At 28.2% G+C, this 21,180-nt stretch carries 22 protein-coding genes; 1 reads left to right on the top strand and 21 read right to left on the bottom strand.

Annotated features, from left to right (window positions below; all coding sequences use genetic code 11):
• Positions 1-12: 12 nt before the first annotated feature.
• From ispG to ACYUE0_RS00850, 14 genes are all read right to left on the bottom strand, one after another.
• The gene (ispG, locus tag ACYUE0_RS00915) at positions 13-1,062 is read right to left on the bottom strand and encodes a flavodoxin-dependent (E)-4-hydroxy-3-methylbut-2-enyl-diphosphate synthase (protein ID WP_061995032.1); all 1,050 of its coding nucleotides are present in this window, start codon (positions 1,060-1,062) and stop codon (positions 13-15) included.
• Between the two features lie 11 nt (positions 1,063-1,073).
• A complete protein-coding gene (gene rseP / locus ACYUE0_RS00910; RefSeq protein WP_061995033.1) occupies positions 1,074-2,111 on the bottom strand; it encodes an RIP metalloprotease RseP in 1,038 nt (345 codons plus the stop codon).
• A gap of 13 nt (positions 2,112-2,124) precedes the next feature.
• Complete coding sequence (locus tag ACYUE0_RS00905) at positions 2,125-3,282, bottom strand: 1-deoxy-D-xylulose-5-phosphate reductoisomerase (protein ID WP_061995034.1); 1,158 nt, start codon at positions 3,280-3,282, stop codon at positions 2,125-2,127.
• A 122-nt stretch (positions 3,283-3,404) separates the two neighbouring features.
• Positions 3,405-4,409 (bottom strand): AI-2E family transporter, encoded by a 1,005-nt coding sequence (locus ACYUE0_RS00900; RefSeq protein ID WP_460269169.1) that lies wholly within the window; start codon positions 4,407-4,409, stop codon positions 3,405-3,407.
• A 3-nt stretch (positions 4,410-4,412) separates the two neighbouring features.
• Positions 4,413-5,210 (bottom strand): phosphatidate cytidylyltransferase, encoded by a 798-nt coding sequence (locus tag ACYUE0_RS00895; RefSeq protein WP_061995036.1) that lies wholly within the window; start codon positions 5,208-5,210, stop codon positions 4,413-4,415.
• Positions 5,211-5,225: 15 nt separating this feature from the next.
• Complete coding sequence (locus tag ACYUE0_RS00890) at positions 5,226-5,984, bottom strand: isoprenyl transferase (RefSeq protein WP_061995037.1); 759 nt, start codon at positions 5,982-5,984, stop codon at positions 5,226-5,228.
• Positions 5,985-6,404: 420 nt separating this feature from the next.
• Complete coding sequence (gene frr, locus ACYUE0_RS00885; RefSeq protein ID WP_061995038.1) at positions 6,405-6,962, bottom strand: ribosome recycling factor; 558 nt, start codon at positions 6,960-6,962, stop codon at positions 6,405-6,407.
• Positions 6,963-6,983: 21 nt separating this feature from the next.
• A complete protein-coding gene (pyrH, locus tag ACYUE0_RS00880; RefSeq protein WP_061995039.1) occupies positions 6,984-7,709 on the bottom strand; it encodes a UMP kinase in 726 nt (241 codons plus the stop codon).
• Positions 7,710-7,809: 100 nt separating this feature from the next.
• Positions 7,810-8,727, bottom strand: a complete 918-nt coding sequence (gene tsf / locus ACYUE0_RS00875; protein WP_460269167.1) for a translation elongation factor Ts — start codon at positions 8,725-8,727, stop codon at positions 7,810-7,812.
• Positions 8,728-8,854: 127 nt separating this feature from the next.
• Positions 8,855-9,556: a 30S ribosomal protein S2 gene (gene rpsB, locus ACYUE0_RS00870; protein WP_061995092.1), complete on the bottom strand. Its 702-nt coding sequence runs from the start codon at positions 9,554-9,556 to the stop codon at positions 8,855-8,857.
• 304 nt (positions 9,557-9,860) lie between these two features.
• Entirely contained in the window at positions 9,861-10,634 is a 774-nt protein-coding gene (gene codY, locus ACYUE0_RS00865; protein WP_010292762.1) for a GTP-sensing pleiotropic transcriptional regulator CodY, read from the bottom strand.
• A gap of 582 nt (positions 10,635-11,216) precedes the next feature.
• Positions 11,217-13,319 carry a type I DNA topoisomerase gene (gene topA / locus ACYUE0_RS00860; protein ID WP_460269166.1) on the bottom strand — a complete coding sequence of 701 codons (2,103 nt, stop codon included), beginning with the start codon at positions 13,317-13,319 and terminating at the stop codon, positions 11,217-11,219.
• A gap of 260 nt (positions 13,320-13,579) precedes the next feature.
• Entirely contained in the window at positions 13,580-14,662 is a 1,083-nt protein-coding gene (gene dprA, locus ACYUE0_RS00855) for a DNA-processing protein DprA (RefSeq protein WP_460269165.1), read from the bottom strand.
• A 14-nt stretch (positions 14,663-14,676) separates the two neighbouring features.
• The gene (locus ACYUE0_RS00850) at positions 14,677-16,200 is read right to left on the bottom strand and encodes a YifB family Mg chelatase-like AAA ATPase (RefSeq protein ID WP_460269164.1); all 1,524 of its coding nucleotides are present in this window, start codon (positions 16,198-16,200) and stop codon (positions 14,677-14,679) included.
• A 140-nt stretch (positions 16,201-16,340) separates the two neighbouring features.
• Between ACYUE0_RS00850 and ACYUE0_RS00845 the strand changes: the two genes are divergently transcribed.
• A complete protein-coding gene (locus ACYUE0_RS00845) occupies positions 16,341-16,715 on the top strand; it encodes a YraN family protein (protein WP_460269163.1) in 375 nt (124 codons plus the stop codon).
• Positions 16,716-16,767: 52 nt separating this feature from the next.
• On the opposite strand, the gene ACYUE0_RS00840 is transcribed toward ACYUE0_RS00845, so the two are convergent.
• The 7 genes from ACYUE0_RS00840 to rpsP all read right to left on the bottom strand — a co-directional run bounded on the left by ACYUE0_RS00840 (position 16,768) and on the right by rpsP (position 21,170).
• The gene (locus ACYUE0_RS00840) at positions 16,768-17,565 is read right to left on the bottom strand and encodes a ribonuclease HII (RefSeq protein WP_460269191.1); all 798 of its coding nucleotides are present in this window, start codon (positions 17,563-17,565) and stop codon (positions 16,768-16,770) included.
• A 35-nt stretch (positions 17,566-17,600) separates the two neighbouring features.
• Positions 17,601-18,449, bottom strand: coding sequence for a ribosome biogenesis GTPase YlqF (gene ylqF, locus ACYUE0_RS00835; RefSeq protein WP_061995046.1), 849 nt, complete (start codon positions 18,447-18,449; stop codon positions 17,601-17,603).
• A 239-nt stretch (positions 18,450-18,688) separates the two neighbouring features.
• Positions 18,689-19,036, bottom strand: a complete 348-nt coding sequence (rplS, locus tag ACYUE0_RS00830; RefSeq protein ID WP_010292772.1) for a 50S ribosomal protein L19 — start codon at positions 19,034-19,036, stop codon at positions 18,689-18,691.
• Between the two features lie 106 nt (positions 19,037-19,142).
• Complete coding sequence (gene trmD / locus ACYUE0_RS00825) at positions 19,143-19,868, bottom strand: tRNA (guanosine(37)-N1)-methyltransferase TrmD (protein ID WP_061995047.1); 726 nt, start codon at positions 19,866-19,868, stop codon at positions 19,143-19,145.
• Positions 19,868-20,362, bottom strand: a complete 495-nt coding sequence (rimM, locus tag ACYUE0_RS00820) for a ribosome maturation factor RimM (protein ID WP_061995048.1) — start codon at positions 20,360-20,362, stop codon at positions 19,868-19,870. Before rimM ends, trmD begins: the two co-directional genes overlap by 1 nt.
• A 301-nt stretch (positions 20,363-20,663) precedes the next feature.
• On the bottom strand, positions 20,664-20,897 hold the full coding sequence (locus ACYUE0_RS00815) for a KH domain-containing protein (RefSeq protein WP_061995049.1): 234 nt from the start codon (positions 20,895-20,897) through the stop codon (positions 20,664-20,666).
• A 30-nt stretch (positions 20,898-20,927) separates the two neighbouring features.
• Positions 20,928-21,170 carry a 30S ribosomal protein S16 gene (gene rpsP, locus ACYUE0_RS00810; RefSeq protein ID WP_010292779.1) on the bottom strand — a complete coding sequence of 81 codons (243 nt, stop codon included), beginning with the start codon at positions 21,168-21,170 and terminating at the stop codon, positions 20,928-20,930.
• Between the last annotated feature and the right edge of the window lie 10 nt (positions 21,171-21,180).

The following is a 21,180-nucleotide window of genomic DNA, read 5'->3' as shown; positions in this document are numbered from 1 at the left end:
ATCCTCCTAGTCCTATAGTTTTTCTATCTCCTTCATTAACTCTGAAACAAGATCTTTTTCATCTACTTTTTTTATAATTTCACCTTTTTTAAATATTATTCCACAGCCTTTTCCACCAGCTATACCAATATCTGCTTCTCTTGCTTCTCCTGGTCCATTTACTACGCATCCCATAACTGCTACCTTTATGTTCTTATTAATTCCTGCAAGTAATCCTTCTACTTCGTTAGCAATTTTTATAAGATTGATTTCTGTTCTTCCACAGGTAGGACAGGATACAAATTTTATTCCTTCTTTAATATATCCTAAAGATTTCAAAATTTCTTTTCCAACTTTAACTTCTTCTTCAACATCTCCAGTAATAGATACTCTTAAAGTATCGCCTATTCCTTGTGCTAACAATGAACCTATTCCAACACTTGATTTAACAGTAGCTTTAAAAGGAGTTCCTGCCTCTGTTACACCTAAGTGCAATGGATAGTCAACCTTTTCTGACATCAATTTATAACTTTTTATCATTTCACCTACATCTGATGATTTGATGGATATAACTATATCATAAAAGTCCATATCTTCTAATATTTTCACATGTCCTAATGCACTTTCCACTAAAGCCTCTGCACAAGGTCTTTTATATTTTTCAAGAATATCTTTTTCTAAAGACCCTGAATTAACTCCAATTCTTATTGGTATTTTCTTTTCTTTAGCAACTTTTACAACTTCTCTAACCCTTTCTTCGCTTCCTATATTTCCTGGGTTAATTCTAAGTTTGGACACACCATTTTCCATAGCTTTAATTGCTAATTTATAATCAAAATGAATGTCTGCTACAAGAGGTATATTAATATGTTTTACAATCTCTTTAATAGCTTCTGCTGCTTTTATATCTGGAACTGCACATCTAACTATATCACATCCTGCTTTTTCAAGTCTTAATATTTGTTCTACAGTTGCTTTAACATCTCTTGTATCTGTATTAGTCATAGATTGAACTGCTATTTTAGCATCTCCACCAATTTCTATATTCCCTATTTGTATCTTTCTAGTTTCTCTTCTTATCATCTTAACCACTCCTAAAATTGAATAGGATTAACAATATCCTTCACAAGCATAAATATCATAAGCCCCATAAGTGCCATGTATCCATAGTAATTTATTCTTGCAATAACTTCTTTATTAAACTCTCTTCGAGTTATTATTTGTAATATTAATATTAAAGTCCAACCACCATCTAATGCTGGAAATGGTATTATGTTAAATATAGCTAGTTGAATACTCAAGTATGCTCCTAAAAACATAAGGTTCGTAACACCTTGTCTTGCTACTGCAGTTGAAATCCTAATTATAGAAATAGGTCCACCAAAATCATCACTTGATATTTTCCCCTTGAATAACCTTCCAAAGAATTGAAAAGTTTGTTTTGTGAGACTTATTGTTTGATCAACACCATATTTAAAAGCTTCTCCAATTGTTGGAGTTTTCAATTCTGGATAAATACCTATTAAGAACTGATTTTCTTCTTTTGAAAATACTGGCTTTAAGTTTAAATTTTTATAATCGCCATTTCTTTCAATAGTAATTTTTAGTTCTTCACCCTCACTTAACATAACCTTTGTCGCAAAATCATTCCAAGTAGTTATTTTTTTATCGTCTACAAGTTTTATAATGTCTCCTTTTTCTACACCTGCAGTATATGCTGGGCTATCTTTTATTATGTCACTTACAGTTGGAACATGGATACCTTCTACATTTCCAACAAAGCCAAATAAGAATATAGCTAAAAATATATTCATTATTGGCCCTGCTAAAACTATTGAAAGTTTTTGCCATGAATTTTTATTTGCATATGCCCTTGGATCTACAGTAGTTACTTCATCATCTTCTCCATACATTTTTACATAACCACCTATAGGTAAAAGACATATCTTATATTCTGTTTCTTTTCCTTTTATGCCAAAAAGTTTAGGTCCCATACCTATTGAAAATTCATCTACACGTACATCATTTATTTTTGCAAGTATAAAATGGCCAAATTCATGTACTACAACCAAAACTCCAAAAGCTATTATAGCCATAAGTATATGTCCTATATTTTCAAATAACACTCCCATACTAATTTATCTCCTATATACCAAATTTATTTTTAACATATTTTCTAACCTCTTTATCTGTAAGTATGACTTCTTCTAAAGTAGGATTTTTTATAAATTTTAATGTTTCCATACATTCTTTTAAAATTTCTTCTATTTGTAAATAACCAATTTTGCCACTTAGAAATAATTCTACTGCAATTTCATTAGCTCCATTCATTATTGCAGGCATGTTGCCGCCTTTTCTTCCTGCTTCATAAGCAAGTTTTAAACACCCAAAAGTGTCCATATCTGGTTTCTCAAAAGTTAATTGTCCTAATGTATAAAAATTTAATTTTTCAGTAACAGATGGTTTTCTTACTGGATAGTTCATTGCATATTGTATTGGTAATTTCATATCTGTACTTCCAAGCTGAGCTATAACACTTCCATCTATATACTCTACCATTGAATGAACTATACTTTGTGGATGAACTACCACCTCTATATCTTCATAATCAACACCAAATAAATAATGTGCTTCTATAACCTCTAATCCTTTATTTACTAACGTAGATGAATCTATAGATATCTTTTTACCCATGTTCCATTTAGGATGCTTTAATGCCTGTTCTGCTTTTATTGTAGTAAGTTCTTCTCTAGTTTTTCCTCTAAAAGGCCCCCCTGATGCCGTTAATAATATCTTGTTTATCTTTTGAGTTTCATTACCTTGTAGGCACTGAAATATAGCTCCATGCTCTGAATCTACTGGTAATATTTTAACATTATTTTCTTTAGCTTCTCTTATTACAATCTCACCTGCTACTACAAGAGTTTCTTTATTTGCAAGTGCAATATCTTTTTTAGCTCTTATAGCTTTTATAGTAGGTATAAGTCCTATCATACCTACAACTGATGTAACTACCATTTCTATTTCTTCTAATGTTGATATTTTGATTAATCCCTCTAATCCTTCATAAACTAATATATCTAATTCACGTTCTTCACAATATGCTTTTACTTTAATATAACTATCGTTATCCATCATGGCTACATATTTAGGTTTAAATTCATCTATTATATCTATAACCTTTTTATAACTGGTATTTGCAGATATACCTATTACATTAAACTCTTCATTTTCTTGTCTAACCACATCTAATGTCTGAGTTCCTATAGAGCCTGTAACCCCTAATATACTTATGTTTTTCAAAAAAATCGCTCCTTCTTCTAGCTATACTATATAATTTAAATTTATAGCCTTTTGTTAAAACTTGTTATAAACTTACCTTTTTAAAATTATACTATTATGCCATAATTTCTTCAAATATAAATTTATTTTGCGTTATAAATTTTATCAAAATCATATGACTTTTCAAAGACAAATTCATTACAAGTTATCACATATAATACTCCTGTAATCATTCCAATTATACCAAAATTTTTAGTGCCAATATATATTGCAAGAATTAGTGGTATTGGAGGAATATTTAGTTTGCAACTCATAAATTTTCCTTGAATTATTTGTGTAGTTAAAAACAATATAATATATAATGTTAATAGCCCTATAACTATAAAATGATTTTTTATATAGAAATAATATAATGTTAATGGAACAAACACTATAAAAGTTCCTATATAAGGAATTATATCTAATATTGCGCAAATAATACCTAAAGATATACAATTTTTTATAGATAGTATCTTAAACCCTATTATTACAATAATCATATTTATAAAAGCAGAGTAAATTATTATTTTTATTAATTTGCTCATTTCATAAAACTTCTTCCTAACTCTCATATAATTCTCTCTACCTATTAATTCAATTATAAATAGAGCTACTGATTTTATATCAGCTAAGACAAAATATGCTATTATATTTCCAACAAAATAAGTTAATAATCCATCCGTTGTGTGAATAGCACCTTTTTTCAATACTCCACTTTTTAGAAACTTCTCCATAGTATTTAAAATTCTATTTTTAGCATCCATATCATTTAAACTTTGAAAAGGTATTATTTTTTTATAAATTTCACTAATATATAATAACAATCCACTTAATTCATCATTTATAAAAGAGACACCTTTATCAAATAAAAATGTACCTATAAACAATAAAACAATAAAGAAAAGGCAGTTTATAAAAACTATGCTAATAATAGCACTTGCCTTTTCTCCAAAAGTATCCCTTTTCCTTAACATTTTGTATAATGGTAGCGATACTAAGATTAAAGCAGTTGTCACCATAATAGGTCTTATATACTTTGTTATTATTATAGTTCCAATTATAAATAGTATAAGTAAAACAATAGAATAAAATAATTTTTTATATTTCAAACTCTACATCCCCATAAAAATTGTTATATAATAATATACTACAACTGATACAAAAAGTATGCTATCAAATCTATCTAATATTCCACCATGTCCAGGTATAAGATTACTATAATCTTTAATTTTCGCATGTCTTTTTATAGATGACGCTACAAAATCGCCTAACTGACCTACTATTCCTCCTAAAATTCCTATTATCGCATAATTATAAAGTGATATATTCACTCCAAATTTTTTTATTACATAACCATAGATAACGCAACCTAAAACACTACCAAATAGTCCACCAATTGCACCTTCAACCGTTTTTTTAGGACTAACTTTAGGAACCAATTTGTGCTTCCCCAAAGACCTTCCTGTGTAATATGCTAAAGTATCGCATCCCCAAGAAGATATAAATACTAACCATATTAAATATTGTCCATATTCTAACATGTTTATAAGTGGTAATAAACTAAAAAATATCGTTACATATAAAATACCAAACATTGTAGTTGCTACATCTATAAAATTATATTCTGTATTAAACACAGGTACAAACATAGTTATAAAAGTACCTAATACTAACATATATGAAACCATTTCAAAATTAAAACTTTCACCTAATGTAACAAAATACACTAAAGTTATTATATATCCTATAATGGAAATAGGTTTTAACTGGGATTTTTTACAAGCATTGTAAAACTCATAAAGTCCACACAGTGCTAAAACTAAAACAAAATATTTAAGTATAACTCCTCCTATTAGGAAGAATACTAGTGCCGGAGCTATCATAGCTGCACCAATGTACCTTTTATTCATAAAAATCTCCTTCCATTACTTTATATCACCAAATCTTCTATCCCTATTTTGATAATCATAAATAGCTCTTTCTAAATCTTTTTCACTAAAATCTGGCCACTTTATGTTAGAATACCAAAACTCTGAATATGCACTTTGCCATAATAGATAATTGCTCAATCTTTGCTCTCCACTTGGTCTTATTATTAAGTCTGGATCTGGCATACCTGCTGTGTATAAATTATTATTTACTAATTCTTCATTTATATTATCTATTGATATTTTTCCATCTAATAATTGCTTACATATTTCTTTTGTTGCTACTATAATTTCATCTCTTCCACCATAATTTAATGCAATATTTAATACAATACCTGTATTATTTTTTGTTTCTTCTTTTAACATATTTATTGCTTCTAAACTAGTATTAGGTAATTTATCTAAATCTCCTATTGTTTTTACTATTACATTGTTTTTCTTTAGGTCTTTACATTCCTTATGAGCAAATTCAATTATTAATTTCATAAGCGCACCGACTTCTTCCTTAGGTCTTTTCCAATTCTCTGTGGAAAAAGCATATAATGTTAAATATTTCACCCCTAAATCAGATGCCCTATTCAAAATTCTTTTTATAGTTTTCATACCTTCTCTATGACCAAGCATTCTAGCTAGTCCTCTATCTTTAGCCCATCTTCCATTTCCATCCATGATAATTGCTATATGTTTTGGTATATTATTACTATCTAAAATTATTTCTTCTTCTTTTTTTTCATTTCCCTTAAAAAAATTCAACATGTTTATCTCTCCATTCTAAATCTAAAAAGTAATTTCACTTTATTTTTTATCTATTGTTTCTTTTATATGATTCTAAGCTAACTATTTAAATTTTTCATTTTAAAATCTAAATATCCCAAAAATCCCTACAATCTTATATATATCTAAATTCAATAGTTTATTTGGGATGAAAATATTTTTAGTTATTGAATAAATTTTAACTCAACCCTATATATCTATAAGATATGTTAAAGTAGAATTACACTTAATAATAATTTTATCAAATATAAATAAAAAATAAAGATTTATTTATATTTAAGTTTTTAAAAATAGATTTAAAAATTTATTTTATATTATGCATTTTTAGTAATATAAATTCAAATTTAATTTTAAACCAATAAAAACCTGCATAAATGCAGGTTTTTATCTATTAATATAAAATTAAATTGACATAACTTCTTTTTCTTTTGCTGCAACAATTGTATCTATTTCTTTTACATATTTGTCAGTTTCCTTCTGAATGCTATCTTCTGACTTTTTAGCTTCATCCTCAGTAATTTCTCCGTCTTTTTTAAGGGCTTTTATTTTATCATTAGCATCTCTTCTTATAGCTCTAACTGCAACTTTTCCATCTTCGCCAACCTTTTTTATATTTTTAACAAGATTTTTTCTTGTCTCTTCTGTTAGCTCAGGAATCATTAATCTTATAACCGCACCATCGCTAGTCGGATTTAATCCTAAATCTGATTTTAAAATAGCTTTTTCAATATCTTTTAAAGAACTTTTATCCCATGGCTGTATTAAAAGTACTCTCGCTTCTGGAGCAGATATATTAGCTACTTGGTTTAGCGGAATCATGCTACCATAGCATTCAACTTCTATTCTGTCCAACATTTTTGGATTTGCTCTTCCAGCTTTCATTGTTGATAATTCACCTTTTAAAACTGTAAGAGTCTTTGTCATTTTTTCATCAGCATTTTTTATTATTTCTTTAACCATACAATAAACTACCTCCAAAAATTATTTATTACAAGATACTTTAGATACTAGAGTACCAATTTTTTCACCTTTTACAGCTTTAATTATATTTTCTGGTTTATCTAATCCAAATACTAATATTGGAATATCATTATCCATACATAGTGATGTTGCTGTAGTATCCATAACTTGAAGACCTTTTTCTATAACATCAAAATAACTTAAGTTATTAAATTTAACAGCATCATTATATTTATATGGATCTTTATCATAAACCCCATCTACTTTTTTTGCTAATAATATTACATCTGCTTCTATTTCTGCAGCTCTTAAAGCTGCTGTAGTATCTGTTGAAAAATATGGATTTCCAGTACCCGCTGCAAATATCACTACTCTTCCTTTTTCTAAGTGTCTCATGGCTCTTCTTCTTATATAAGGTTCAGCAATTTCTTTCATTTCAATAGCTGTTTGTACTCTTGTGTGTACTCCAGCACTCTCTAATGAATCTTGAAGTGCTAATGCATTTATACATGTTGCTAACATACCCATATAATCCGCAGTTGTTCTATCCATATCTTCACCTTGTCTTCCACGCCAGATATTTCCTCCACCAACTACAGCTCCAACTTCAACACCCATTTCTACTAATTTTTTAATTTGTAAAGCTATTTCACTAGCTATATCAAAATCTATACCATATCCCTTATCAGCAGCTAAAGCCTCACCTGAAAGTTTAAGCATTACTCTTTTATATTTTGCAGCTTCCATATATATTGTACCTCCAAATTATTATAATTCCATCAAAAATTTGTAAATTTATATGTTTATTTTAAAAAAAGAGAACACAGAGGTTCTCTTTTATTTTTTATTATTTACCTTGCATTTTTGCAACTTCTTCTGCAAAGTTATCTTCTTTTTTCTCGATTCCTTCTCCTCTTTCGAATCTAGCGAATCTAGCAATTTTTATGTCAGCACCTATTTTCTTAGACTCTTCTTGAAGATATTTAGTTATTGTATAGTCAGGATTTTTAACCCAAACTTGATCAACTAAGCAAACTTCTTTTAAGTATTTTTTAACTCTTCCGTCAACCATTTTTTCTACTATTTTTTCTGGTTTGCCTTCATTTAAAGCTTGAACTCTATAAATTTCTTTTTCTTTTTCTATAGTTTCATGATCAACAGCTGTTTCATCTAAGAATAATGGGTTTGCAGCAGCAACTTGCATAGCAACATCTTTTCCAACTTGAGCTACAGTTTCATCTTGTTTATCACAAGCAACTTCAACCATAACAGCTATTCTTCCGCCACCATGTATATAGCTTTGAAGCATTCCATTTTCTACGCTAAATCTTTTAAATCTTCTTACAGACATATTTTCTCCGATTTTAGCTATTAATGCTGTTAATGTATCTTTTATAGTAGAAGCTTCATCTTCTATGTATTTTTCTTCTATTAGTTCTTCTACAGTAGTAACATTTGAATAAGTTATTTGCTTAGCTATGTTTTTAGCTAGTTTAACAAACTCTTCATTAGCTGCAACGAAATCTGTTTCACAGTTTAATTCTACTATAGCACCTTTTTTATTATCTTCTGAAATATAAGTAACAACTAGTCCTTCAGCTGCTATTCTTCCTGCTTTTTTAGCAGCTGCAGCTAACCCTTTTTCTCTTAATATTTCTATTGCTTTATCCATATCTCCATTAGTTTCACTTAAAGCTCTTTTGCAGTCCATCATTCCTGCACCAGTTCTTTCTCTAAGTTCTTTAACCATGCTTGCAGTTATCATTTATAACTCCTCCTACTCTTAACTAATTTAAAAGGTAAATGAAAGTTATTTTCACTTACCTTTTAAATTTATTTACTCTACTAACATTTTTTATTCTAAAATGTCAATTATTCAAGGTAAAATAAAATTACTCAGCTAATTGTTCACCTTGTCTTGCTTCGATTATAGCATCGCTTAATCTCTCAGTTATTAGTTTTACCGCTCTTATAGCATCATCATTTCCTGGGATTACATAATCAACTTCATCTGGATCACAGTTTGTGTCAACTATAGCAACAACAGGTATTCCTAATATTTTTGCTTCTGATATAGCATTTTTTTCTTTTCTTGGATCTACAACAAATAATGCTCCTATATTATTAGCATCCATGTTTCTGATTCCGCCTAAGTTTTTCTCTAGTTTTTCTCTCTCATTTTTTAATAGAGTAACTTCTTTCTTAGGTAAAACGTCAAAAGTTCCATCTTCTTCCATGTTGTCTAATTCTTCTAATCTTCCGATTCTAGTTTTGATAGTTGTGAAGTTTGTTAACATTCCACCTAACCATCTATTATTTACGAAGTGCATTCCTGATCTTATTGCCTCTTCTTTAATAGCTTCTTGAGCTTGTTTTTTAGTTCCAACGAAAAGTACATCTTTTCCTTCTTCTGATACTGATTTTAAGAAATCATAAGCTTCATCGATTTTCTTAACTGTTTTTTGTAAGTCGATGATATATATTCCGTTTCTTTCTGTGAATATATATGGAGCCATTTTAGGGTTCCATCTTCTTGTTTGGTGTCCAAAATGTACACCAGCTTCTAATAATTGTTTCATTGATATTACTGCCATTTTTAAATTCCCTCCTGGTTTTTCCTCCATTGCCCTCATTTTTTCTAAAAAACCTTCAAAATAAGGCACCTTTCTAGAAAATACAGCAATGTGCGTATTCTTACCTGTGTTAGTATATCATAATACTAAACAGTATTCAATATAAAATTTCACTTCATTTAAAAGTATTTTTAATTATAAATTAACATTATTATTATATCCAAATAAATACTTTAATAAACGTATTTTTATTTTTAGCTTCTATTTAATGGGATTAATTTCAATATAATACAGCATATGATTAAAAAAAATAGAGCATAATGCTCTATTTTAATTTATCCAATTCTTCTATTAACTTCTCATTAAGTATTTTTATATGAGTACCTTTCATACCTAAAGATCTTGATTCAATAACTCCAGCACTTTCAAATTTTCTTAATGCATTTACTATAACTGATCTAGTTATTCCAACTTTATCAGCTATTTTAGAAGCTACTAACAGACCTTCATATCCGTCTAACTCATTAAATATATGTTCTACAGCTTCTAATTCTGAATAAGAAAGTGTTCCTATTGCTAATTGAACTATAGCTTTCTTTCTTGCTTCTTCTTCTATTTCTTCATTTTTAGCTCTTAATATTTCCATACCTACTATAGTTGCACTATATTCAGCAATGACTAAATCTTCTTCAAAGAATTCTTTATTAAATCTAGCTAATAATAAAGTTCCTAATCTTTCTCTATTTCCATTTATAGGTACTATAGTAGAAAGTTTTCCTTCAATTTCACAATCTTTTTCTCCTTCAAATACGCAAATTCCTTTGCTTGAAAGATTAGCTCTTGTTTCATCTACACCTAAAAGTCTTTCATTATAATCTTCTGGGAATCTCATGTTGTTCACAACATGATCTTTAACAGTTTCACACTCAAATCCTCCAGCAAAATTATATCCTAAAACTTTTCCTTTTCTGCTTATAACATATACGTTACAATCTAATACTTCGCTTAATAAATTACATATCTCATCAAAAACTACTGGTTCTGTTCCTGACTTTTGTAAAATTTTATTTAATCTTCTTGTTTTATCTAATAGCGACACTTCTACTTCTCCTCCTTTATAAACACTAGTTTATATTCTTTCTTGTTTCTACTCCCACAAATCAATCTACTACAAATAAGCTGTCACCCGAAACATTTCTTGCAATTTTTAGGTAATTAAAAATTTTTTGAATTGTTTATGATACTAATTATCATATCATATCATTTTTAAAATTTCAATGTTTTTTTACCTATTTCGACAAATATATTATTTTTTTGTAAATTTATATATTTATAGAAATATTAAATTAAAATTAAGTATATAATAAATTTCAAAGCAATTAATTTAATTTTTTTTATGTAATTATTATTATTTTACTATATTTTTAATAAAATATACTTGAAATTTTTTCATGTTCCAAAAATTATGTAATATCTAAAGTATATAGCATATAGATTTTGCTATATACTTTTTTAATAAAAAATTATAGCAAAATCTAATTAATTTGTAGCGCTTATAATAAATATTAATTAAGAATGATTTTATTTAAATAATATATTTCTATTTTATTTTACCAACTCAAGCATTATAAAACTTTTTAACGAATTTGTAAAGTTTTTTGTTTTTCACAACAATTAATATTTAGTTTTCTTCTTCTTTTGCTTCTTCTTTTAGCTCTTTTCTATATTTGCATTCTTTATTTGCACATTCTAAATAGTTTCCTTTAGTTTTAGTATATCTTTTAACTAAAATATCATTACATTCTGGACATTTTTCCCCAGATGGTTCAAACCAACTCACGAAATCACATTCTGGATATCCACTGCATCCATAAAAAGTTCTTCCTTTTCTACTTCTTTTTTCCAGTATTTTCTTTCCACATTTAGGACATGGTACATCTAATTCTTTTGCTATTGGTTTAGTGTTTTCACATTCTGGATATCCAGGACATGCTAAGAAATCTCCAAATCTACCATGTTTTACAACCATCAATCTTCCACATTTATCACATGGTATATCTGTTACTTTATCTTCTATTGTTATTTTAGCTATTTCTTTCTCAGCTATTTCTATAGCTTCTTTTAATGGTGTAAAAAATTCATCAACAATTTTTTTCCACTCAGCAGTACCTTCTTCTACATTATCAAGTTTACTTTCCATTTCTGCTGTAAATTCCACATCTACAATCTGCTTGAAATACTCGGAAATTAAATTATTAACTATATGACCTAATTCTGTAGGATCCAACACCTTTTTATTTCTTTCAATATATTTTCTATCTAATAATGTTGATATTGTAGGTGCATAAGTACTCGGTCTTCCTATGCCATTTTCTTCTAACGTTTTAACTAATGATGCCTCGGAAAATTTTGGAGGCGGTTGAGTAAAATGTTGTTTTCCTTCAGTATTGTTTTCTTTTAATTCATCACCTGATTTTAAATCTGGTATTTTAAGTGTTTTACTTTCTTCATCGGATTCACTTTTATAAACTTTAGTAAATCCATCAAATTTTACAACTGATCCACTAGCTTTAAAAGTATAATCATTATTATTAATACTTATTGATGTACTATTTAATATACAAGAAGCCATTTGACTAGCCATAAATCTATTCCATATTAAAGAATATAATTTAAATTGAGTATCTTTTAATGTTTGTTTAGCAATTTCAGGTGTTATCTCAACATTACTTGGTCTTATAGCTTCATGTGCATCTTGGCTATTTTTTTTACCCTTATAAACTCTTTTTACATCTGGAATATACTCATTTCCAAAAGTATCTTTGATATATTGTTTTGAAGCCTCTTGAGCTTCATCAGATACTCTAACAGAATCTGTTCTCATATATGTTATTAATCCTACAGTCCCAAAACCTTTTATTTCTATACCTTCATATAATTCTTGTGCCACTGACATTGTCTTTTTAGTAGAAAAATTTAATTTTCTATAAGCCTCCTGTTGCAATGTACTTGTAGTAAATGGTGGTAATGGATTTTTATTTTTTTCTGTATTTTTAATATTTCCAACTACAAAATTACCTTGTTTTAATTCTTTTATTATTGCATCATTTTCTTCTTTTGATGATATTTCTATTTTTTTACCTTTTTTATTGTGTAATTTAATTGAAAACTTCTCTTTTAGAGAATTTTTATAAACTTCACATTCTATAGACCAATATTCTTTCGGTATAAATTCCTTTATCTCTTTTTCTCTATCACAAATTATTTTAAGTGCTACTGACTGAACTCTTCCTGCACTTAATCCCCATCTTACTTTTCTCCATAATATAGGGCTTATCTTATATCCTACCAATCTATCTAAAACTCTTCTTGCTTGCTGAGCATCAAATACATTTTCATTTATTAATCTAGGATTCTTTATTGCAGATTTTACAGCATTTTTAGTAATTTCATTAAATTCTATTCTGCATTTTTCACTTCCATCAATCTTTAATATATTAGCTAAATGCCAAGAAATAGCTTCACCCTCTCTATCAGGGTCAGTTGCAAGATAAACTTTTTCACTTTTTTTAGCTTCTTTTTTTAATTTTTTTATTAATTCACCTTTTCCTCTAATAGTAATATATTTAGGTTCATAATTATTCTCTATATCAACGCCTAATTGGCTTTTTGGTAAATCTCTAATATGTCCCATAGAAGCTTCAACTACGTAATTTTTTCCTAAATATTTTTTTATGGTCTTCGCTTTAGCTGGTGACTCAACTATAACTAGTTTTTGACCCATCGTATCCCCTCCAGTAATTTCGTCATTATTTAATTTAACATTATACTACTTTAATTTAATATATTAAAACAAGCTAAAACTTTAACTTACATATTAACTTAAAATGTTTATTTGTAGTTTAAAAAGTTATTCAATTGAAAACTTTACAAGCTTGCCATCACTCTTTTAAGAATCAAAATCTTACATGTATAACTTAAGAAACAATTTTGTATTCCTATAATAGTTATTCATATTAAATATTTATGTGTAAAAATGTTATTTTATATACTCTTATTTACCTTAACATAATAATTGCCATTTAAACAACATATTTCTTCTCGTAGTTGCATTTCAAATAATACCCCATACAATTGAGTTATGTCAATATTAGAACTTCTTGCTATTTCGTCAACATGCATTGGTTCACTGGTTAAAATCTCGTATATTCTATCACATATCTCACTATAACTTTTCCTAACATTTTTATTTGCATTATAAGTTTTTTCAATTTCTAATAAATTTATAATATCTTCTACACTTGTAAATGGATATGCACCATCTTTTATTAATTTATTTGTACCTTTATTTTGCTCTAAAAATATGGATGCAGGTACTGCCATAATATCTTTTCCTTGTTCCAATGCCCAATTAGCTGTTATTAAAGATCCACTCTTTTCACTAGCTTCTACAATTATTATCAAATTAGAAAGTCCACTTATTATTCTATTTCGAAGAGGAAATCTAAACCTTTCTGGTGGTGCATCAGGTGAAAACTCTGATAATATACATCCCTGATTTTCAATAATTTTTTTATATAAATTTTTATGTTCTTTAGGATATATAACATCTATGCCACAACCTAGAACCCCGCAAGTATATATTCCATTTTCTATTGATCCTTTATGTGCTTCTCCATCTATTCCTCTTGCAAGTCCACTTATTATTTGAACATTAGTATCTTTAAGTTCTCTACAAATAATTTCCACTATGTTTTTCCCATAATAACTAGCTCTTCTAGAACCAACAATAGCGATTTTTTTATCATTATTATTTAATTTGTCTATATTCCCTTTATAAAATAGTCCATAAGGCATCTCATTTATATTTAACAAGCTCTTAGGATATTTAGCATCCTTTATATTTAAAAAACTTATACCTTCCCTCTCACATAGTTCTTGAAGGTTATATAACCTTTCTTCACTATAAGTTCTTAAAAGGGTTTCTACAAGTCTATTTTTTCTATTACTATTTTCTTTCATAAAATTATAAATATTTTTTTCATTTTTAAGTTCTTTTAAAAGTTCTAGTTTTATACTATTTTTTATAGGGGCTATAGCTAACCAAATCTTATACTTATCGTACATCTTTAATTCTCCCTTTATATAATTTCACTATTTATAAATTTTCTATAATTCAGTGCTTCGATTATATGTTTTTCTTCAATATTTTCTTTACCTTCTATATCTGCTATAGTTCTACTTACTTTTAAAATTCTACTGTACACCCTTGTACTTAAATGAAATTTATTAAAAGCTAATTCTAGTATTTTACTTGTCTTATTATCTATTTGACAATATTTTTTTATATGTTTTTGTTTCATTTCAGAATTACTCTTTATGTTTTCACTTTTAAATCTTTCTACTTGTATTGTTCGTGCATTTTCAACCCTTTCACGTATTTCTTTTGAACTTTCTTTTTTTATATTACAATTTATCTCTCCATAGGATAAAGGATTAACTTGTGTGAATATGTCTATTCTATCTAGAAGTGGTCCCGATAATTTTCCAATGTATCTTTTTATTTCATAATCACTACATCTACAAGGCTTTATATTGGTTCCATAAAATCCACAGGGACATGGATTTAATGCAGCAACTAACATAAAACTAGATGGATAGGAAACTGTTCCTGCATTTCTAGTTATTTTAATTGTTCTATCTTCTAAAGGTTGTCTTAACATCTGTAATAAACTTTTTTTAAACTCTAATATTTCATCTAAAAATAACACTCCATTATGGGCTAATGAAATTTCACCAGGCATTAGATTCCTTCCACCACCAACAAGAGCTACTTCTGTTATAGTATTATGCGGACTTCTAAAAGGTCTTCTTTGTATAAGTCCGCCTTCATAATTCACACCCTCATGAACGCTATATATTTTTGTGACATCTAAAGCCTCTTCATAAGTCAAATTAGGTAATATTGATGTTATTCTTTCTGCTAACATTGTTTTACCAGACCCTGGAGCACCATGCATTAATATATTATGCCCTCCTGCTGCAGCCACTTCCAAAGCTCTTTTTGCCGCTTCTTGTCCTATAACTTCTGAAAAATCTCTAGAACTTTCTTTTGCTATTTCTTTTACCTCTTCATAGTGATATGACGGCATATCTTTATGCAATAAAAACCCCACTGCTTGCTTCAAGCTATTTAGTGGATAAATTTGTATACCCTTTATCATTGAACAATCAACATAATTGTCATAAGGAATTAATAACTTTTTAAATCCTTTTTTACTTCCTTCAATAGTTATTGGTAAAACACCCTTAACTTTTTTTAGTTTTCCAGATAAAGATAATTCGCCCATTACCAAGTACTGATCCATACTTTCTATCTCTATTTGCTTACTCGCTATTAATATACCTATAGCTATAGGCAAATCAAATATAGTACCTTCTTTTTTTAAATCAGCAGGTGCTAAATTTATAGTTATCCTATTATTAGGAAATTTATATCCTGAATTAATTATTGCAGCTCTAACCCTATCCTTCGCCTCTTTTACAGAAGTATCTGCCATACCAACTATATTAAATGATGGTATTCCTCTTGAAATATCTATTTCTACAGATATAATAATTCCTTCTACTCCTAAAAATGTGGCACAGGATAATTGTATAGCCATATTTATCCCTCCTTATTGTTTTCATGTTAATTGTTGACAGGTTCCTATGATAATAAACATTTTCAAATCTAATTTGTTTATTATAGTTATACTTGTCAATAATAAAAATATATTTGTTTTGGTTCTAGGAGGTCATATCATTGAAAATTTTTAATAAAATCATTGGAGATAATGGTGAAGATTTAGCTGCGAGCTATCTAAAAAAACATAAGTATAAAATATTATGTAGAAACTTCACTTATAATATTGGTGAAATAGATATAATAGGTAAAAATGAGGATTCTATTTGTTTTATAGAAGTTAAAACTAGGCAATCAAATTATTATGGGTATCCTAGTGAAGCTGTAAATTTTTATAAAGAAAAGAAAATAATAAAAACTGCACAATATTATATCTGCAAAAATAAACTATTTAATTATAGTATACGATTTGATGTTGTTGAAATTCTTCTAAATGACTATAAACCTCAAATAAATTTAATTAAAAACGCATTTTGGGTAAACGGTTACGTATAATTTTATAAATAGTCTCAAAATAAAAATCAAACTTTATTTTGAGACTATAATTTTACTTATTTAATATGTTTGTTAAAAAGCTTTTTCTATGTATTTCAGTTATACCAATTTTTTTTATAGCCTGAACATGTTCTTCTGTTCCATACCCTACATTTTTGCAAAATTTATATTCTGGATAATACTGGTGGTAATCTTCCATGATTTTATCTCTATAAACCTTAGCTAATATAGACGCACAAGCTATAGATGCACTTTTAGTGTCACCTTTTATTACACTTTTATTTTCTATATCAAAGTCTTTTATTAAATACCCATCAGACAAAACTAAATTTGGCTTTCTATCTAACCCATGACATGCTCTTCTAAAAACCTCTTGGTTGCACCATCCAATACCTTTTCTGTCTATTTCTTTATTATCTATAACTGATATATTATAACTTACAGCTTTAGACTTTATTATTTCACTTAGATAATTTCTCTTTTCTGGTGAAAGCTTTTTAGAATCATTAATATATAGCATTAATTCTCCATCATCCATATAATCCAGGTCCAATATTACAGCAGCTGACACTATCGGACCTGCTAAAGGACCTCTTCCAACTTCATCTACACCTGCAACATATTTGAAATTTCCAAAGCTTTTATCAAAAAGGTACATATTTTTTACTCTGCTAATTTCAGCTTCATAGGTTATTATAAACTTTTCTAACTTTTCACCTAATTTATTTACATTTTTTCTGCTATCATCATTTAGCATTTTTATAAGTTCTATAAATTCTAATTTTGAAGTTTTTATATCATGGCCATTTTGAAAATTCAAAACATATTCTTTAACAAGAGCAAATTTCATTTGACTCAAATCTATAATTTCCAATGTATATCACCCTATTTCTCTGGTTTTTCTAATGATATATTTCCTAACTTACCACCTCTAAATTCATCCAATAGCATAACGGCTACTCTATTATAATCTATATTACCACGTGCTATAACTGCCCCTCTTTTCTTCCCTATATTATCCATATTTTCTAGTGCTGATTCACTAAGTTCAGGAAGCTTATATCTTTCCTTCAATCTTTCTGGATAATTAATTTGAAGAGTTTCTATTAATTTCAAAGCTAAATCTTCTATATCCATAATTTCGTCCTTTATAGCCCCAGTAAAAGCTAAATCAAGCCCTACAGTTTCATCCTCAAATTTAGGCCATAACACCCCTGGAGTGTCCATAAGCTCTATACCTATTTTAGTTTTTATCCATTGCTTATTTCTAGTCACTCCTGGTTTATCTCCTGTTTTAGCTATATTATTTTTAGCTAATTTATTTATAAATGTAGATTTTCCTACATTTGGGATTCCAACCACCATTACTCTAGTAACTATATTAACTACACCTTTACTTCTTAAATTATCATGCTTTTCCTTTAACATTTCATCTAACGCAGGTTTTATATTTTTAAGTCCTAATCCTTTTAAACAATTTACACTTAAAACTTTTGTATGTTCATTAGACAATTCCTTAACCCATTGCTTTGTCACTTTTTCTTCACTTAAATCACTTTTATTTAACAAAATTATTCTAGGCTTATTTTGACAAATATCTTCTATATCCGGATTAGCGCTAGATTTCACTATTCTAGCATCTCTTATTTCAATTACTGCATCAACAAGTTTTAAATTTTCTTTTATTTGTCTTCTTGTTTTAGCCATATGTCCTGGGAACCAGTTTATACTCATAAATACACCTTCTTTATCTAATATTGTATTAAAATTTATTTTATCTTTTATAGATTTATAAACTTAAAATGTAATTTATACCAACCAAATAATTTTTATGAAAATAGCTAGTAGTAACTATTACTCTTATTTTGTAAGCTCTCCTTTACATATAAGTCAAATCTAAAATGTTTCTATAATAATAATCTATAATTTTTATAATAAAAAAAGGGACACTAACGCCCCATTTTTTTACAAAATTATCTTATTAATTCTTTAACCTTAGCAGCTTTTCCTACTCTGTCTCTTAAGTAGAATAATTTAGCTCTTCTTACTTTACCTCTTCTTACAACATCAACTTTCTCTATTACAGGAGAGTTAACTGGGAAAGTTTTTTCAACTCCTACACCAGAAGCTACTCTTCTTACTGTGAAAGTTTCTCTTGCTCCACCGTTTTGTCTTTTAAGAACTGTTCCTTCGAAAACTTGGATTCTTTCCTTGTTTCCTTCACTTATTCTGATGTGAACTTTAACAGTATCTCCTACATTGAATTCTGGTAAATCAGTTCTGATTTGTTCTGCTTCGATTTGTTTTATTATGTCTAACATTGTGCGTTACCTCCTAAAATTTATTTGACGTTCTTAATCATATGTAAATGACAGAGGACCGCCCAGCACAAAAATGATTTTATCATATAAATTTAATGTTATCAACTTATTTTTTAGTTTTGTAGTGATTTTCTAACATTTTTTTATCTTCTTTTGTAAGTTCAATATTTCTATATAAGTCATTTCTTTGCTTTTTTGTTATTAATAATGATTGTAGTCTTCTATACTTTCGTATATTTTCATGATGTCCTGAAATTAATATTTCTGGAACTTTTTTTTCTTCAAATTCAAAAGGTCGTGTGTATTGAGGATATTCTAAGAGTCCATCATAAAAAGATTCATCCATAAAACTTTCGTCACAGGATAATACATTAGGTATCATTCTACTTATACTGTCAACAATAGGGATGCATGCCATTTCGCCACCAGTTAATACAAAATCCCCTAATGATACTTCCATATCTATATAATCATAAATTCTTTCATCAATCCCTTCATAGTGACCACAAAGGAATATTATTTCTTTTTCTTTACTAAGATCCTTAGCCATTTCCTGATTAAAAGTCTTTCCTCTTGGTCCCAAAAACACCACTTTACCATTATTAACTTTTTTAACATCTTTTATGCAATCAACTATTGGTTGTGGCATCATCACCATTCCAGCACCACCACCATATGGATAATCATCAACTTTTTTATGCTTATTATTTGTATAGTCTCTTATATTTACACATTCTATATTTAAAATACCTTCCTTTTGTGCCCTTCCTAAAATACTGTGATTCAATACATCAAACATTTCTGGGAAAAGAGTCAATATATGTATTTTCATTATTCACTCCAAACCTTCACAGGTTTTATTACAATTTCACTTTTTTCAATATTAATACTAACTATTATTTCTTTTAATGCAGGTATTAAAACTTCCTCTTTTCCACCTTTTACCCAATATACATCATTGCTACCTGTTTCTAAAACATCATACACTCTGCCAAGCTCTATTCCATCAGTATCAAAAACCTTGCAATCTATCAAATCAGCAACATAGTAGCTATCTTCTTCAAGCTGTTTTGCATCACTTCTATGAATTTTTAAATATTTATTTCTATATTCTTCTGCTTCATTCATAGAGCCTATACCTTCAATTTTTAATATTGCTCTATCACTTTGTAGTTTACATGATGTTATTTTTCTTTCAACACCATCTATATAAACTTTTTCTAACTCTCTAAATTCCTCTAAACTATCTGTAAGCGAAAAAACTTTAACCTCACCTCTAACTCCATGAGGTTTAGTTATTTGTCCTATACTCATAAACTCCTTCATTCTAAGAGCCTCCTAATAATATATTTGGGATACTTTATAAGAATTAACGTCATTAACTTAGTTGTATCCCCTAACGATCTGATTTTCAATTGTCAATTTATATATTAAATTATGTTTTTATTATTATCAACAAAAATATAATTTATTTAATTTTAATCTATATTTTAACTTTCTAAGTTAAAATTCAACACTGCATTTTGTATAAAAACATTTTAAAGTTATTGAATAAATCTAAATTGAAGCTTCTTTCCATATATTAATAAAAATTTATATTAAAATAAGAGTTAGGCTAACCTAACTCTTATGATTCTATTATTTCTACAACAACTCTCTTGTTTTCCTTAACAGCTGCTGCTTTTACAACAGTTCTAATAGCTTTAGCTATTCTTCCCTGTTTTCCAATTACTTTCCCCATATCAGCTTTATCAACTTTTAATTCCAAAATAATTGAATGATCACTTGAAACTTCATTTATTGACACTGCCTCTGGGTTATCAACTAAAGATTTAGCAAGTACCTCTAGTAATGTTTTCATGGAATGCGCCTCCATTCAATTCAACAAGAATTATTTTATTCCAGCATTGTTGAAAAGTCTTTTTACAGTCTCTGTTGGTTGTGCTCCATTTTGAACCCATTTGTTTGCTTTTTCTTCATCGATCTTAACTGTAATTGGTTCAGTTGTTGGATTGTAGTATCCTATTTCATCGATAAATCTTCCATCTCTTGGAGATCTTGAATCAGCTACGATTATTCTATAGAAAGGAGCTTTTTTAGCACCCATTCTTTTTAATCTTATTTTTACTGCCATGTGTATTTCA

It is taken from the genome of Clostridium sp. CTA-19, from assembly GCF_054767855.1.
This window is presented reverse-complemented; position numbering and strand designations above follow the sequence as displayed.

Bases quoted from the DNA above. Each gene is read 5' to 3' on its own strand.
- ispG (WP_061995032.1), bottom strand. From the start codon at position 1,062: ATGATAAGAAGAGAAACTAGAAAGATACAAATAGGGAATATAGAAATT.
- rseP (WP_061995033.1), bottom strand. From the start codon at position 2,111: ATGGGAGTGTTATTTGAAAATATAGGACATATACTTATGGCTATAATA.
- ACYUE0_RS00895 (WP_061995036.1), bottom strand. From the start codon at position 5,210: ATGAATAAAAGGTACATTGGTGCAGCTATGATAGCTCCGGCACTAGTA.
- ACYUE0_RS00890 (WP_061995037.1), bottom strand. From the start codon at position 5,984: ATGTTGAATTTTTTTAAGGGAAATGAAAAAAAAGAAGAAGAAATAATT.
- frr (WP_061995038.1), bottom strand. From the start codon at position 6,962: ATGGTTAAAGAAATAATAAAAAATGCTGATGAAAAAATGACAAAGACT.
- pyrH (WP_061995039.1), bottom strand. From the start codon at position 7,709: ATGGAAGCTGCAAAATATAAAAGAGTAATGCTTAAACTTTCAGGTGAG.
- tsf (WP_460269167.1), bottom strand. From the start codon at position 8,727: ATGATAACTGCAAGCATGGTTAAAGAACTTAGAGAAAGAACTGGTGCA.
- rpsB (WP_061995092.1), bottom strand. From the start codon at position 9,556: ATGGCAGTAATATCAATGAAACAATTATTAGAAGCTGGTGTACATTTT.
- topA (WP_460269166.1), bottom strand. From the start codon at position 13,319: ATGGGTCAAAAACTAGTTATAGTTGAGTCACCAGCTAAAGCGAAGACC.
- dprA (WP_460269165.1), bottom strand. From the start codon at position 14,662: ATGTACGATAAGTATAAGATTTGGTTAGCTATAGCCCCTATAAAAAAT.
- ACYUE0_RS00850 (WP_460269164.1), bottom strand. From the start codon at position 16,200: ATGGCTATACAATTATCCTGTGCCACATTTTTAGGAGTAGAAGGAATT.
- ACYUE0_RS00840 (WP_460269191.1), bottom strand. From the start codon at position 17,565: ATGAAATTTGCTCTTGTTAAAGAATATGTTTTGAATTTTCAAAATGGC.
- ylqF (WP_061995046.1), bottom strand. From the start codon at position 18,449: ATGAGTATAAACTGGTTCCCAGGACATATGGCTAAAACAAGAAGACAA.
- rplS (WP_010292772.1), bottom strand. From the start codon at position 19,036: ATGTTAGACATAATAAAACAAATCGAAGCAGAACAAATCAGAACTGAT.
- trmD (WP_061995047.1), bottom strand. From the start codon at position 19,868: ATGAAAATACATATATTGACTCTTTTCCCAGAAATGTTTGATGTATTG.
- rimM (WP_061995048.1), bottom strand. From the start codon at position 20,362: ATGAAGGAGTTTATGAGTATAGGACAAATAACTAAACCTCATGGAGTT.
- ACYUE0_RS00815 (WP_061995049.1), bottom strand. From the start codon at position 20,897: ATGAAAACATTACTAGAGGTACTTGCTAAATCTTTAGTTGATAACCCA.
- rpsP (WP_010292779.1), bottom strand. From the start codon at position 21,170: ATGGCAGTAAAAATAAGATTAAAAAGAATGGGTGCTAAAAAAGCTCCT.